The following is a 15,014-nucleotide window of genomic DNA, read 5'->3' as shown; positions in this document are numbered from 1 at the left end:
CTGGGGGGAGATGGCGTGCAATGCCGCCGCGTGCCCCTGGGCGTACCCCCGCCCACCGAAAGGTCACGCATGCTCAAGAAACGACTATTGGGTGCTGCGGCCGTCGCGGTCGCCGCCCTGCTCGCCACCTCGTCTGCGCTTCCCGCCGCCGCGGACGAGGCACCCGCCGGAATCCAGACGTACAAGGTCGTCGCGCTCGGCGACTCCTACACCGCCGGCAACGGCGCCGGTGCCTACTACGGACCGGGCGACGCCCGCCGCAGCCACAACAACTACGCGTCGAAGTACGTCGACTGGCTGAACCACCAGCCCAACATGCACGTCCGGTACGACTCGTACGCGTGGAGCGGCAACGAGACGAAGGACGTCCTGTCCACCCAGATCAACCAGGTGCCGACCGACACCAACCTCGTCATGCTGACCATCGGCGGCAACGACGTCAACTTCCAGAACATCGTGCGCTACTGCTTCGTCGTCGGCTCGCGCGCGTCCTCGGACTGCCGCGACTACGTGAACGCCGCGAACCGTGCGATCCCGACCGTCAAGTCGCAGACGCTGAAGATCTTCAAGGCGCTGTCGGACCGGCTCGGACCGCAGGCCGAGATCATCCTCGTCGGCTACCCGCACCTGAGCCCCGACACCGACTACTCGCTGTGCGACTACACGTTCCTCTGCTGGGGCAGCTACTCGTACGACGCCGCGAAGGGCGTCCGCGACCTCGGCAACGCCGCCAACGCCATGCAGGCATCGGCGGTCTCCGAGTGGAACCAGCAGAACGGCGTGGCGAAGGCCTACCACGCGGGCAACGTGTCGCAGCGGTTCCAGGGGCACGAGCCCGAGCCGCACGCCGGCTGGAACAACCTGAACACGTGGGTCAACGAGTTCTGGCAGACCGAGGGCATCCAGAACCCGCTGTACTCCGACACGGTGTGGTCGACCAGCTGGGACAAGATGAACTGGTACCACCCGAACATCACCGGTCACGACCAGGTCGCCTACGTGGTGAAGCGCGATATCGGCATGACGCCGGGTGCGACCGCCGTGCAGAGCCACAACTACCAGGTTCGCGGAGGGAACGTCGCGTTCCGCGCCGCCGTCGCCGATGACACCGACGACGAGCTCGTCGCGACGCTCGATGTCGACGACGCCGAAGCGCCGTCGGCATGGCTGCACGGACCGTACGTGCAGAAGGTCGGCACGTCGATCACGTTCGACGCGCGCGGCTCGGTGCCGGGTGCCGGCTCCGACGCCATCACCGGCTACGAGTGGGATCTCGACGGCGACCTCGAGTTCGAGGTGCAGACCGCCGAGGCGATCTACACGCACGAGTTCACCGACCTCTTCACGGGCGACGTGTCGGTGCGGGTCACCCAGGCGGGCGGACTCGAAGACGTCGCGTCGACCCGCGTGGCCATCACCGAGGACGGCGACGACATCCCGGTCGAGCTCGACAACTGCCCGGACATCGCGAACCCCGCCCAGAGCGACGAGGACGGCGACGGCGTCGGCGACGACTGCGACCCGACCCACGGCCACCCCACCGAGGACCAGCCGGGCGTGGGCGCCCTCGACCGCCTCGGTGAGATCCAGCGTGCGGGCGAGGACACCCTCGACCCGACCGTCGTTCCCGAGAACAGCGACGGCACCCAGGTCACGCTCGGCTCCGCCACGGTGCAGGCGGGCTCCGCCATCACCTTCAGCGCGACCGGGTTCGTCGCGGGCGATGAGGCCGAGCTGCGGCTGTTCAGCGGCACCGACTCGGTGCACGTCAGCGAGGGCGTCGTGGCCGAGGACGGCACGTTCACCGGCAGCGTCACGGTTCCGGCCGCGACCGCGGCCGGCGAGTACCGCGTCTACGTCGTCGCACCCGCGACGGTCGCGTCGGCACCGGTCACCGTGACCGCCGCGGCGGTCGTCCCGGGCCCGGGCGGCGGCAGCCAGCCGGACCCCGCCGGATCGGGCGATGCGCCGAGCAGCACCGCAGGCAAGAAGCTCGCGAACACCGGCACCGACGTGCCGCTGTGGGGCGCGGCGACAGGCCTGCTGCTCCTGCTCGCGGGCGGTCTGTTCCTCGCCGCCCGCACGCGGGCGCGCGCGCAGGGCTAGTCAGCGCCAGACACACAGGCGGGCGGCCGCACCGGTTCCGGTGCGGCCGCCCGTTCGCTGTCCGTCGATCCGGCCTGCGTCAGGACACGGGGACGAATGCCCGCAAGCGCTCACCCAAGAGCACCGGCTGCTCCTCCTGGACGTTGTGCCCCGTCGGGAAGGTCTCGACCCGCGCCTCCGGCAACCGATCGCGGAACTCCGCGACGTCCGAGTCGGTCAGGTATCCGCGTTCGCCGCGGAGGAGGGTCACCGGCGCGGCGACGGCCGCGAGGTCCTCCCAGCCGGCCTCGCCGAGGATCGCCGCCAGTGCGTCGGGCTCCCCCGGTTCGGTCGAGTCACCCGCCGAGACCGCTGCCGAGGCATCCGTCGGCGAGGCGTTCGCGGCCGCCGCCGCAAGATGCGCGAAGTGGTGCTTCCACTCGACGCGGCCATCGGTGCGGACCCTCGAGTTGAAGAACACCCCGCGTTCCGTCGCCCGGCGCGTGCCACCGAGCCCGAACGCGAGCGCCCGCTCGACGAGCTCGTCGCGGCTCGCCCAGTCCGTCGGGCCGGCGAAGAACTGGCGCAGCTGCGCGGCCCCGCCGTTCAGATCGATGCCCGGCGTGATGTCGATGACCACCAGCTCGTCGACGAGGTCGGGGCGGGACGCCGAGACGGCGGCCGCGGTGAGGCCGCCGAGCGAGTGCCCGACGAGCAGCTGGGGGCGAGCGGTCCACGCCTCGAGTCCGGCCGCGATGTCGGGCGCGAGCACGCGACCGACATAGGCGGCGTCGTCGCGCCACGACGAGTCGCCATGACCGGGCAGGTCGATCGCGAGCGCGGGCAGGCCCAGCGCGACGATCGTCGCATCCCAGGTGTGCGCATTGAGTCCGGCGCCGTGCAGGAAGGTCACCACCGGGCCGTCCGGGGCGTCGTCTGGATGGCCGTAGCGCAATGCGCTCAGGGAGCGGCCATCGGCCAGTGACAGGTTCAGGCGCTCGCCTCGCGGCAGCGGCCCGTCGACCCCGGCTTCGGCGGCCTGCTCGGCCAGGAATGAGAACTCATCGTCCGGATCGCTCATGGGACCCAGTATGGCGGTGCGCCGCAACGGACCCGCAGGCGACGCGCGCGACCCGCAGGCGACGCGCCTCAGCCGACGGGCAGGGTCGCGCGGAGCACCGCCCCGCCACCCGACGCGGGCGTGAGGTCGAGGGTGCCGCCGAAGCCGGCGAGCCGCTCCCTGAGCCGCGCGAGGCCGCTGAGTCCCGGCGAGGCCGGCACCCCGTCGCCGTCGTCGGCGAACGTGAGCGTGAGCCGTTCGCCGTGCAGCGCAAGCGTCAGGCCGACGCTGGTCGCATTGCCGTGCCGCAGGGCGTTCGACAGCCCCTCCTCGGCGACCCGCACGAGCACGAGACGCCGGCCGACGTCGAGCGACTCGTCGGCGTCTTCGAGCGCGTCGGCATGATCGGCGAACTCCACATCCACGCCGATCGACGCGGGCACCCGGGCCATGAGCGCGCGCAGCGCGGGAAGCAGGCCACGGTCGAGCTGCTCGGGGTACAGCGAGGAGCTCAGCGACCGGAGCTCGCGTTCCCGGAGCTCGTCGAGCTCCGCGCGAACGCCGTCGATCCGTTGGGCACTGCGGGCGTCGACCTCGCGCGCGAGGTCCGCGAGCTCGGCCGCGAGCAGGACGAACCGGTTCTGCAGGGTGCCGTGCAGCTGCTCGGCGATCGCCCGGCGCACCCGCAGCTCCTCCTGCTGCAGCGAGGCGAGGGCGTCGCTCGCCTGCGCGGCGTGCATCGAACGGCGCCGCTCGGCGAGCCGTGCGTTCGACAGCGCCTCGGTCACCGCCAGCGCAACGGCGAAGACCGCGGCGATCATGACGAACGCGACCGCCGCGTCGGAGAGATAGGCCGCGGCATCCTGCACCGGGTAGATGCCCGTCGCCAGCTGCAGCGCGCAGCGCAGCACCGCGGCGGCACCGGCCGAGACCGCAACGAGCCACGGCCAGGCGAAGGGACGCCGTTCCTGGATCCGCAGGCGCGAGGCCAAGAGCACCGCGGTGAGGACCGTGATCAGGTTGATGCCGACGCGGACGGCGAGGTCGGCGATCGGTGCCGGGTCGAGCCCCCGGTACGAGGCCGAGTGCGCGCCGAGCACGAGCACCGCCTGCACGCTCGTCGCGACCCCGAGCACGCCGCCGGCCAACGCGACCGTGACGAGCATCGTCCGCGCGTCGGCGGCGCGATCGGCCTCGAGCACCTCCGACGCCTCGTCGTCGCGCATCCGCTTCACCGAGACTCCGCGAGGAACATGCGAACGGCACGCACCCTCGGATTGTGCTCGGTGCTGCCCGTCAGCCCGAGCGCCGCGTACACCGCGTTCACGTGGTTCTCGACCGATCGATGCGCCAACTCGAGCCGCTGGGCGATCGAGGCGTTGGTGAGTCCTTCGGCGAGGAGCGCGAGGATCTGCAACTGCCGCGAGCTGAGGGCCGCGAGCCGGCTGTTGGCGCGCGCGTTCCGGCGCTCGACGAGGGCGCGATCGAGCACGGCGCGACCCTGGGCGGTGGCGCGCACGGCGGCGACGAGGGCCTGCGCCGACAGCGAGGACGTCTTCGAGAGGTAGCTCCACCGCTGCTGTTGCGCCTCGGGCAGGTCGAGCAGCACATGCAGGTGATCGTCGGAGGAGAGCAGCATCACCCCGAGCGACGGGTTGGACTGCTGCAGCGAACGGCCGAGGTCCAGCCCGTTGCCGTCGGGCAGGTGCAGGTCGAGCAGCGCCACATCGAGCCCGGTCGGATCGACCGCCTCACGCGCTTCGGCCACGCTGCCGGCGACGCCGCGCAGCTCGAACCCGGTGACCGTCTGCAAGAGGCTCTGCAGCATCTGCCGGTAGAGCGGCTGATCCTCGACGATCGCCACTCGTACCGGACTCATGCGCGACTCTCCCCCATTTCGTGGCCGCGTCGGGCCGAGCACCGCAGAAGTACTCAGCCGATTCGCCGGCCGCCCCCACAGTTTCGTAGTCTAAACCGACGACGTTCGGCGTGCGGCGCAACCGGCGGGCGCGACATCCGACGCCGTCACGAGCCGGGGTTGGCCACGCCGCCGATCGACACCACCGTCACGCGGTCCCGCCCGGCCTCCTTCGAGGCGTACATGGCCTCATCGGCGACGCGCAGCAGCTCGTCGGCGGTCGGCTTCGCGCCTCGCGCGGGCTCCCACGCCGCGACGCCCACGCTCGCCGACACGGCGTACGTCGGCGGGATGCTCTCGAGCGGGCGGCGCGCCTCCGCACGGAACCGCTCGGCGATGACGGCGCCGGCCGCCGCATCCGCGTCTTCGCACACGATCACGAACTCATCGCCGCCGTAGCGCGCGACGGTCTCGCTCGCGCGCGCCACTGAGGCGAGGTTCGCCGCGACCTCCGCGAGCACGCGGTCACCGAGACGATGACCGAGGCGGTCGTTGATCGGCTTGAACCCGTCGAGGTCGAGGAACACCACCGAGAGCGGCCTTCCCGACCGGTCGGCCCCGGCGAGCACCTCGTCGAGGCGTTCCTGGAGCCGGGCACGGTTGGCGAGCCCGGTGAGCCGATCGTGCATCGCCTCGTGCTCGAGCTGCTCCTGGAGGACGCGTACGCGTGCCTCGGATGCCTCGGCGTCACGCCGCGCGAGGAGCAGCTGCCGCTCGTAGTCCTGACGGTCGGTCGCGTCGAACACCGCGACCCGGATGCGACGGGCCGCGCCATCCGTTCCCGCCGCCGCGTTGACCAGGATCGGCAGTTCGCGCCCGTCGGCGCAGCGCGCCGTCAGTGCGACCTCACGCACCTCGCCGGTGAGGCTGAGCACGACCACGCACCGGGTCTCGTAGACCTGCTGGGCGGGCGGCGTGAGCAGTGCGGCGAACGCACCGCCCGTGATCGACTCCCGCGTGTGGCCCGTCCACCGCTCGAAGGTGCGGTTGACGCGCGTGATGATGCCGTCGGGCGTCGTCTCGAGGAGGCCGCAGGGCGCGTCTTCGAAGAGCTCCACGAAGGGAAGCTCGGTCTCCCGCCCGACGACGTCGATCAGGCGCCCACGAGACGCGTCGCGAGGTAGGTCTCGATCTCGGCGAGCGGGATGCGCTCCTGCTGCATGGTGTCGCGGTCGCGCACCGTCACCGCCTGGTCCTCGAGCGAGTCGAAGTCGACGGTGATGGCGTACGGCGTGCCGATCTCGTCTTGGCGGCGGTAGCGGCGCCCGATGGCCCCGGCGTCGTCGAAGTCGACGTTCCAGTTCTTCCGCAGCGTGGCCGCGAGCTCGCGCGCGAGCGGCGAGAGCTTCTCGTTCCGGCTGAGCGGGAGCACGGCCGCCTTCACCGGTGCGAGCCGCGGGTCGAGCCTGAGCACGGTCCGGGTGTCGGTGCCGCCCTTCGCGTTCGGCACCTCCTCGACGTGGTACGCGTCGACGAGGAAGGCCATGAGCGAGCGGGTGAGGCCCGCCGCGGGCTCGATCACGTACGGCACCCAGCGCTCGTTCTTCGACTGGTCGAAGTAGGACAGGTCCTTGCCCGAGTGCTTCGAGTGCGTCGTGAGGTCGAAGTCGGTGCGGTTCGCGACGCCCTCGAGCTCGCCCCAGTCGCCGCCCGTGAAGCCGAACTTGTACTCGATGTCCACGGTGCGCTTGGAGTAGTGGCTGAGCTTGTCCTTCGGGTGCTCGAAGAGCCGCAGGTTCTCGGGGTCGATGCCGAGGTCGATGTACCAGTTCCAGCGCTGGTCGATCCAGTACTGGTGCCACTCTTCGTCGGTGCCGGGCTCGACGAAGAACTCCATCTCCATCTGCTCGAACTCGCGCGTGCGGAAGATGAAGTTGCCCGGCGTGATCTCGTTGCGGAACGACTTGCCGATCTGGCCGATGCCGAACGGCGGCTTCATACGCGCCGTCTGCAGCACGTTCGCGAAGTTCACGAAGATGCCCTGCGCGGTCTCGGGGCGGAGGTAGTGCAGCCCCGACTCGTCGTCGACGACGCCGAGATAGGTCTTGAGCAGGCCCGAGAAGGCGCGCGGCTCGGTCCATTGCCCGCGGGTGCCGCAGTTGGCGCAGACGATCTCGGCGAGCCCGTCCTTCGGCGTGCGGCCCTTCTTCTCCTCGAACTCCTCGATCAGGTGGTCGGCCCGGTAGCGCTTGTGACAGTGCAGGCACTCCACGAGCGGGTCGCTGAAGACCTCGACGTGCCCGGATGCCTCCCACACCTGACGCGGCAGGATGACGCTCGAGTCGAGCCCGACGACGTCGTCGCGCCCCTGCACGACCGACTTCCACCACTGGCGCTTGATGTTCTCTTTGAGCGCGACGCCGAGGGGGCCGTAGTCCCACGCCGACCTGGATCCGCCGTAGATCTCACCCGCTTGGAAGACGAAGCCCCGGTGCTGGGCGAGCGTGATGACGGAATCGAGACGGGTGGGTGCGGCCACGGTGGCTCCAATGGTCGTGATGGTCGGGCAGAGCCCGGGTGGGTGCGGTGCCTCCATCCTACGGGCGCGGCTTCCGCGGGGGCGCGGACGGCCGTCGCTACCCTGTGACGGAGACGAGGATGGGGGCGCCGCCGTGTGGGATCTTCTGCTCGACGTCACCGTGGTCGAAGGCCCCTTCCTCATCACGGTCTACGTCCTTGCCGCTGCCGCGTTCGTCTACCTGCTCGGGCGCGCGCGATCCGCGGCCTGGGTCTTCACGGTGTTCGCGCTCGTGGTGACCGGCGCCCTGCTCGGCATCGCGCTGCTCTGGGTCGCCGTGATGATGCTCGACGCGTTCGGCGGCCCCGTCTCGGCCGCCGCGTGGTTCTGGGTGCCGGCCGTGTTCGCGGGCATCCTGGTCGCGATCTGGAACCTCTGGCGCTCGCGCTGGTGGCGGAAGCTCGTCGCCGTCCTCGCCATCCCCCTCTTCGCGTTCGCGGGCGTGCTGGGCGTGAACGCCGCCTACGGCATCGACCGCACGCTCGGCGACCTGCTCGACATCGAGACCGCCGGCCCAGCGCCCGTGCCGAGCCCGGTGCCGCCCGAGACATCCGACCCCGCCGAGCCGCTGTACCTCACGTGGCAGCCACCCGCCGACCTGCCCGACCACGGTGCGACCGGCCTCGTGCCCGGCGGCATCCCGGCGACCGCCTCGGGGTTCGACGCCCGCCCCGCGCAGATCTACCTGCCGCCCGCAGCGCTCGTCGAGAACCCGCCGGCGCTGCCGCTCGTCATCATGATGATGGGCCAGCCGGGCGAGCCCGACCCGTATTTCATCGCACAGACCCTCGATGCGTTCGCCGCCGACCACGCAGGCCTGGCGCCGATCGCGCTCGTGATCGACCAGCTCGGCGACCCGAACGAGGATCCGCTCTGCCTCGACACGGCGCGTGGGCAGGTCGAGACGTACGTCATGCAGGACGTCGTGCCCTGGGCGCGCGCGAACCTGCACGTGCAGGATGCCCCGCGGTCGATGACCGTCGCGGGTTACTCGAACGGCGGTGAGTGCGCGGCGTACTTCGGCGCGAAGTACCCCGAGGTGTTCGGCAACCTGATCGCCGTCTCCCCGGTGGAATGGCCTGGCGCCGAGCGCAACGAGGAGACGCTCCGCGAGGTGTTCGGCGGAGTGCAGACGGCGTACGACGCGGTGAAGCCCGCGAACATCATGGCGGCGAAGGCGCCGTACGCCGACAGCGTCGCGGTGTTCACGACCGGTGACGACGACGCCGCGTTCGCACCCGGCACCGAGCGTCTCGCGGCGGCCGCGGTCGCCGCGGGCATGCAGGCCACGTTCTTCGCGGTTCCGGGCGCCGCGCACGACGCCGCCGCGCTCTCCGGCGGGCTCGACGAGGCGTTCCGCATCCTGTACCCCCGACTCGGATTGGCGGCCCCATGACCACGACCGTGACCGACACCGAACCGGCCGGGCGGTTGCGCACGGGCGGCGAGGCCGCCGCCGCGTTCGCCCGGCGCATCCCGTTCAGCATCGCGCTCGGGGTGGTGCTCATCGCGACGGCGATCGTCGCGGGGACCATCGCAGGCGGACCGACGGATGCCACGGCGAACGCGTGGGCTGCCGGCGTGCGCACGACGTTCGACGCGGGCGCGTGGTGGACGGCCGCGACCGCGCTCGTGATCCCCTGGGACCCGTTCCAGCTCGTGGTCGGCGTGCTCGCCGCGGTGCTGCTGCTCGGCGTCGCCGAGCGGCGCATGGGCACCTGGCGTACCGTCGTCGCGTTCGTCGTCACGGGTGTGCTGGGTGTGCTGCTCGGCACGACGCTGCAGTGGTTCGGCTCGCTGTTCGGCGAGTGGTGGGCGACCGGCACGTCGGCGGATCTCACGCTCGACCCGCTGACCGGCGTCGTCGGCGCGCTGATCACGGCGACCGCGTTCATGGGGGCGCTCTGGCGCCGGCGCATCCGCATCGTGACGCTCGCGTTCGTGCTCGTGTTCGTGCTGTACGACGGCGACCCCTCGAACGTGTACCGGCTGTTCGCGATCCTCGTGGCGGTGCCGCTCGGCGCCCTGCTCGCGCGTGACCCCTCGGCGCTGCGGCTGCGCCGCAGCTCGCACCGCGAGACGCGCACGCTCGTGGCATCCGTCGTCGCGGTGACCGCCTTCGGGCCGATCGTCGCGTTCGCGACCCGCAGCGAGCTCACGCCGTTCGCGTTCAGCTCGTACCTCTTCGCCGACGACCCGCTATCGTACGACGCCGTCGTGGCACAGTGCGGCGCCGAGCCCGCGGGCGACGAGTGCCTGCGCGAGCTCGCGATCCTGAGCTCGCAGGGCGTCGGCATGTTCGTGCTGTCCTTCGTGCCCGTGCTGCTCTTGCTGCTCGCCGCCTGGGGGCTGCGCGGCGGCCGCCGGTTCGCGTGGTGGCTCGCGATCGGGGTCAACGCGGCGATCCTGCTGTTCGCGCGCTCGTCCTATGACGTGTCGAACGCGCTCGACGACCTCGACCCGGCGGACTGGTCGGCGTTCGACGTCGGAGAGCTGCTGGTCTGGGTGCTTGCGGCGGCGTTGCTGCCGATCGGCATCATCGTGATGCTGCTGGTGACCAGGCGCGACTTCCGGGTGCGCGCGGCGCGCGGCGCGCTCGGGCGGTTCTGGCTCGTGGTCGGCGGCACGTTCGTGGTGCTCGCCACGACGTACTTCGTGATCGGGCTGGCGACGATCGAGGAGTACTGGCCGCCGGCGGCGCCCGCCGATCTCGTGGTCGACACGCTCAAGCGGTTCGTGCCGCCGCATTTCCTCGCGGCGGTCGATCCGATCGTGCTGCCGGGTCACGACCTGACGAGCGCGGCGGCGCAGTGGGCCGGTCCCGTGTTCTGGGCGGTCTTCATCGTGAGCGCGGTGCTGCTCATGTCGACCACGCGCGCGCGGCGCGCGCAGGCCGCCGACGACGACCGGCTGCGCACGCTGCTTCGTCGGCACGGGGGCGGCACGCTCGGGTTCATGGCGACCTGGCCCGGCAACACGCCGTGGTTCAGCGACGACGGCGATGCGGTCGTCGCATACCGCGTGATCAACGGCGTCGCGATCACCATGTCGGATCCGATCTGCGCGCCCGCGCGCGCCGAGCAGACGATCCGCGAGTTCGCGATCTTCTGCGATGCGAACGGCTGGACGCCCGTGTTCTACAGCACGCACCCGCAGTATCTGCCGATCTTCGAGGCGCTCGGGTGGCAACACATGTCGGTGGGTGAGGAGACGATCGTGCGCACGACCGGCCTCGAGCTCACGGGCAAGCCGTGGCAGAAGGTGCGGCAGGCGCTGAACCGCGGCATCAAAGAGGGCATGACCACGGTCTGGACGAGCTGGCGCGAGCTGCCGCTCGCGACCTCGGCCGAGATCAGCGCGATCTCCGAGGAGTGGGTCGCCGAGAAGGAGCTGCCCGAGATGGGCTTCACGCTCGGTGGCATGGAGGAGCTGAAGGACGACGACGTGCGGCTCATGCTCGCGGTCGCGCCCGACGGGAGGCTGCAGGCGGTGACGAGCTGGCTGCCGGTCTACCGCGACGGCGACGTCGTCGGCTGGACCATCGACTTCATGCGCCGGGCCGACGGCTCGATGAACGGCATCATGGAGTTCCTGATCGCGTCGGCCGCACTGCACATGAAAGAGACGGGCGCCGAGGTGCTGAGCCTGTCGGGCGCCCCGCTCGCGACGAAGCCGCTCGAGCCGGGCGAGGAGCCGCCCGCGCCGACACCGATGACGCGTCTGCTCGAGTGGCTCGGGCAGACCCTCGAGCCCGCGTACGGGTTCTCGTCGCTGTTCCGCTTCAAGGCGAAGTTCAACCCCGAGTACGAGACCATCTCGATGGCGTACCCAGATCCCCTCGCGTTGCCCGCGATCGGCATCGCGGTCGGCAAGGCGTACCTGCCCGAGGTCTCCCCCAAGGAGGCCCTCGCGCTGGTCCGCACCCTCACCCGCGCCGACTAGCCTGAGACGGATGCCTCTGCCCGACCTGCTCGTCTCCGCCATCGCGCTCGTGCGGGACCGGAGGGTGCTCATGGTCACGGCGCGCGACCGCGACGTGTACTACATGCCGGGCGGCAAGATCGACCCGGGTGAGACGGCAGCCGAGGCCGCCGCCCGCGAGGCGTTCGAAGAGGTCGCGCTGCGCCTCGACCCCGCGGAGCTCGAGCACCTCTTCGAGGTGCGCACCCTCGCGCACGGCGAGCCCGAAGGTCGCCACGTGCGCATGGCGGTCTTCCGAGCCGAGACGGATGCCTCGCCGGCGGCCTCGGCCGAGGTGGGCGCCCTGCACTGGGTGACCACGGCCGATCTCGACCGCTGCCCGCCCGCGGGCCGCGAGGTGCTGGCCCGGCTCGAGGCATCCGGCCTCATCGACTGAGCGGTCGAGTCCGACCGTCCAAGGGGTCGACGCGAAGCGACGACGGCGGAACACTTACGGGCATGGCGAATCTCACGATCGACTACATCACCTCGCTCGACGGCTACGGCGGCGCGACCGACTGGCCCGGGTTCTGGGGCATGGCGGGCCCTGAGTATCTGGACTTCCTCGCCGCAGACGACGATCCCGACCGCACGCTGCTGATGGGCGCGAACACCTATCGGCTGTTCACGCAGATGCGCGAGTCGGGCGCGCCCGGCCTCGACGGGCTGGACGCGCAGCACAAGATCGTCTTCTCGAAGAGCCTCCAGGAGCCGCTCGCCTGGCCCAACACACAGCTCATCGACGGCGACGCCGCGACCGCGGTCGCGGAGCTGAAGGCCGGCGACTCGCCGTTGTTCACCATCGGGAGCCCCATCCTGTGCGCTGCCCTGCTGAACGCCGGACTCGTCGATCGGTACCGCGTCGTCGTGTTCCCGGTCGCCACCGGGCGCTCGGGGCACGCCCGGATCTACGACGGCTGGCCCGACGTAATCCTCGACGACGTCACGACGCGGACGTTCGACGGCCGCCTGCAGCTGTTCGAGGGCACCCCGCGGATCGTGGACACGCCACCGCCGCCCGGCCCGGTCGAGTGACGCATGCGCGTCGTCGTCGCCAGCACGGGCGAGCTACTCGTCGCGCGCCCTCGCGAGCACGAACTCGGTGAACCCGGGCACGGTTCTCACAAGCTCGACGGGCCATAACCCTGCCGGGCGCACAAGGCTCCCAAGTAAGGTTGCGACCCCGACCCGGATCCCTGACAATTGGAGGGTCATGCCCATCGCGGTGGGGATGGAAGTGAACCCCAGGAGATCCTGCAGTTGTAGGGCCTGGGGTTTCGCGCGTTAGTCGGCGATTTCGATGAGCTCCAGCGAAGAGAACGCACCAGCGAGCGCCGTCCCGGCGGTGCGGTCACTTGTGATTGCGCCAGCCACGATATCCGGCACCCAGAGCATCGGCTCGGCCGGCCCACGGACGTGGTCCAGGCGAAGCAGACCTCCAGCCTGCCGTTGTGCTCGGATGGTGTCGAGCAGCTGCCGGTCCCGCCGATCGTCGGCCGGGCCTCTCGACTCGGCCACGAGGTGCGTTACACCGCCGCTCGTGAGTTCGTAGAACATACGCATCAGGCAGAGCCGTCGGCGCCGTTCGCTCGGCGCCTCGGTCCCACCCAACCTGACGACGACCAAGTGCCTCAGTTGAATGCGGGCGACCTCTGCCACCATGGCATAACGGTCCTTATCCCGTAGGTCGCGCCAGTGCAGTTTGGTTGCGCCCGTCGGGCGGAGACCAGTCAGCCGATCACGGGCTTTCGAGAGCTCGCTGTCGACGCAGATCGCAGCGCACAAGATGTACGTGCCCGGGTCTCTGTCCTGACGCGACTCGGACTCATCGAGGTAAGCGACGACGGGTGCACGACCTGCCGAGCTCATGCGTCGTCCGCCGGCCAGTTCACGTCAACTGGACCTGTGTCGGCCCAGATCCTGCGGAGGGAAGACTCGAATGTAGACGGTGAGATCTGACGGTGGCCAACTTGACCGTCGTTCAGCGTCACGAAGAAGGACATAGATTCACCTGCACGAGTTCCGGATCGACGGCGCCCGCGTCTTTCCTCTGGAAGCGCCGCCTGCGACCTGACACTGTCCGGTGCGCATGAGCCCAGTGCCTACTCGTCGCGCGCTCGCGCGAGCACGAACTCGGTGAACCCGGGAACGGTGAACGACAGCAGGCCGTGCTGATTGGCGTCGATGATGCCCTTGTCGAGCAGCGACTGCCGAGCCACCGAGATGGACGTCGTGTCGGTGTGAAGTGCAGCGGCGAGCACCCCGCGCTGCACGTCCTGTCCTCCGAGCCGCGCGAGTGCGACGAGCATCTCGCGCTGCCGCGGAGAGGCATTGTCCCATCGGGCCCGGTACAGCGTGTGCTTCTGCTCGGCGAACCTGCGAGCACCGGATCGCACGTCATCCGAAGTGATCGAGTGGCCCGACTCGAGTCCGACGCCGCCGACGCGTCGAGATCCCGCTCGCCAGACCGCATCGCCCGCGAGCTGAACCCAGTACGGGTAACCCTGAGCGGCGGCCACCGTGTCGGCGAGCGCCTTGTCGCCCCACCGGACACCGAGTTCCCGTGCCGGTGCGAGGAGTGCTTCTTCAGCACCCGCATCATCCAAGCCAGGCAACCGTTCGAAGGAGAAGCGCTCACTGAAGCTCACGGCTCTGTTGATGTGCGCGGGAGCGCCCGGCAGGCCCACGGCGCACAAGGCAGCCTTCGTCGAGCCGCCGCCCTGCGCGCCGACGGGCGCCAGTTCCTGCCATGCGTAGGCGAGCGTCCGCAAACTTGCGGCATCGGCCTCCTGGATCTCATCGACCAGGATTGCCAGCCCGGACCCGCCGATGGTTTCCGACGCGTCGAGGACGAGGTGAAGTGCCTCGATGAGGCGAGCGGACGATGCGCGGGTAACGTCGGGAGTCGGACGAACGGTTGCCGCCATCTTTCCGATGACGGGGTTGCCGAGCTCCACTGAGATCGACTCGATGTGCTCGACGGCCCGCTTCCGGATCCTGGTTCCGGTGCCGATCAGCTTCGCGAGCTCACTCAGCAACGAGTGCAGCAGGCTCTCGGTCGGGTTGGCGGTGATCCAGATCGTGCGGACGCGCGAATCCTCGAACACGCGCTGCCCCTGGCGAAGCAGGGAGGTCTTGCCGATGCCACGAGGACCGTGAACCACATGAATGCGAGGGATGAATTGGTCCAGCCGGTCGATTCGTTGGGCCGCCTCGCGATACTCGGCCAATGCCGTCGCTCGGCCGGGTACCGACCTCGCCACTGAACCGGGCGTGTACGGACTCAGCGCCACCTGGACCCTCCTCACATCGGTCTTATAGTTCGGCGAAGTATAAGACCGATAGTGGATATTAGTAGCCTGCTCTTCTCGTGTCCACGCCCACCACGCCTCTTCCCGGATTCGGGGATTCCCGGATTCCCGGATTCCTGGATTTCCGGATTCCTGGCAAGCGAACACGGACGCGCGGCATCA

General features: G+C 70.2%; 12 protein-coding genes. 5 read left to right on the top strand and 7 right to left on the bottom strand.

Going from position 1 to position 15,014, the window contains the following annotated elements; all coding sequences use genetic code 11:
- Window positions 1-69 precede the first annotated feature (69 nt).
- The gene (locus QU602_RS01520; RefSeq protein WP_308798372.1) at window positions 70-2,106 is read left to right on the top strand and encodes an SGNH/GDSL hydrolase family protein; all 2,037 of its coding nucleotides are present in this window, start codon (window positions 70-72) and stop codon (window positions 2,104-2,106) included.
- Between the two features lie 79 nt (window positions 2,107-2,185).
- Here QU602_RS01520 and QU602_RS01515 read toward each other — a convergent pair whose 3' ends face one another.
- From QU602_RS01515 to QU602_RS01495, 5 genes are all read right to left on the bottom strand, one after another.
- Window positions 2,186-3,166 (bottom strand): alpha/beta fold hydrolase, encoded by a 981-nt coding sequence (locus QU602_RS01515; protein WP_308798371.1) that lies wholly within the window; start codon window positions 3,164-3,166, stop codon window positions 2,186-2,188.
- 68 nt (window positions 3,167-3,234) lie between these two features.
- Complete coding sequence (locus QU602_RS01510) at window positions 3,235-4,371, bottom strand: sensor histidine kinase (RefSeq protein ID WP_373692960.1); 1,137 nt, start codon at window positions 4,369-4,371, stop codon at window positions 3,235-3,237.
- A gap of 5 nt (window positions 4,372-4,376) precedes the next feature.
- Window positions 4,377-5,024, bottom strand: a complete 648-nt coding sequence (locus QU602_RS01505) for a response regulator transcription factor (protein WP_308798369.1) — start codon at window positions 5,022-5,024, stop codon at window positions 4,377-4,379.
- A 146-nt stretch (window positions 5,025-5,170) separates the two neighbouring features.
- Entirely contained in the window at window positions 5,171-6,121 is a 951-nt protein-coding gene (locus QU602_RS01500) for a sensor domain-containing diguanylate cyclase (protein WP_373692864.1), read from the bottom strand.
- A gap of 35 nt (window positions 6,122-6,156) precedes the next feature.
- Window positions 6,157-7,542: a glycine--tRNA ligase gene (locus QU602_RS01495; RefSeq protein WP_308798368.1), complete on the bottom strand. Its 1,386-nt coding sequence runs from the start codon at window positions 7,540-7,542 to the stop codon at window positions 6,157-6,159.
- Window positions 7,543-7,675: 133 nt separating this feature from the next.
- Here QU602_RS01495 and QU602_RS01490 point away from each other — a divergent pair, with 133 nt between their 5' ends.
- The 4 genes from QU602_RS01490 (at window position 7,676) to QU602_RS01475 (ending at window position 12,576) form a co-directional block, all read left to right on the top strand.
- On the top strand, window positions 7,676-8,977 hold the full coding sequence (locus QU602_RS01490; RefSeq protein WP_308798367.1) for an alpha/beta hydrolase: 1,302 nt from the start codon (window positions 7,676-7,678) through the stop codon (window positions 8,975-8,977).
- A complete protein-coding gene (locus QU602_RS01485) occupies window positions 8,974-11,523 on the top strand; it encodes a phosphatidylglycerol lysyltransferase domain-containing protein (RefSeq protein ID WP_308798366.1) in 2,550 nt (849 codons plus the stop codon). Before QU602_RS01490 ends, QU602_RS01485 begins: the two co-directional genes overlap by 4 nt.
- Window positions 11,524-11,533: 10 nt before the next feature.
- Window positions 11,534-11,938, top strand: a complete 405-nt coding sequence (locus tag QU602_RS01480) for an NUDIX hydrolase (protein WP_308798365.1) — start codon at window positions 11,534-11,536, stop codon at window positions 11,936-11,938.
- 62 nt (window positions 11,939-12,000) lie between these two features.
- The gene (locus QU602_RS01475; RefSeq protein WP_308798364.1) at window positions 12,001-12,576 is read left to right on the top strand and encodes a dihydrofolate reductase family protein; all 576 of its coding nucleotides are present in this window, start codon (window positions 12,001-12,003) and stop codon (window positions 12,574-12,576) included.
- Window positions 12,577-12,825: 249 nt separating this feature from the next.
- Here QU602_RS01475 and QU602_RS01470 read toward each other — a convergent pair whose 3' ends face one another.
- Together QU602_RS01470 and QU602_RS01465 are read right to left on the bottom strand one after the other, a co-directional pair.
- Entirely contained in the window at window positions 12,826-13,410 is a 585-nt protein-coding gene (locus QU602_RS01470; protein ID WP_308798363.1) for a hypothetical protein, read from the bottom strand.
- A gap of 233 nt (window positions 13,411-13,643) precedes the next feature.
- The gene (locus tag QU602_RS01465; RefSeq protein WP_308798362.1) at window positions 13,644-14,999 is read right to left on the bottom strand and encodes an ATP-binding protein; all 1,356 of its coding nucleotides are present in this window, start codon (window positions 14,997-14,999) and stop codon (window positions 13,644-13,646) included.
- Between the last annotated feature and the right edge of the window lie 15 nt (window positions 15,000-15,014).

It is taken from the genome of Agromyces protaetiae (assembly GCF_030866785.1).
Taxonomy (GTDB): Bacteria; Actinomycetota; Actinomycetes; order Actinomycetales; family Microbacteriaceae; genus Agromyces; species Agromyces silvae.
This window is presented reverse-complemented; position numbering and strand designations above follow the sequence as displayed.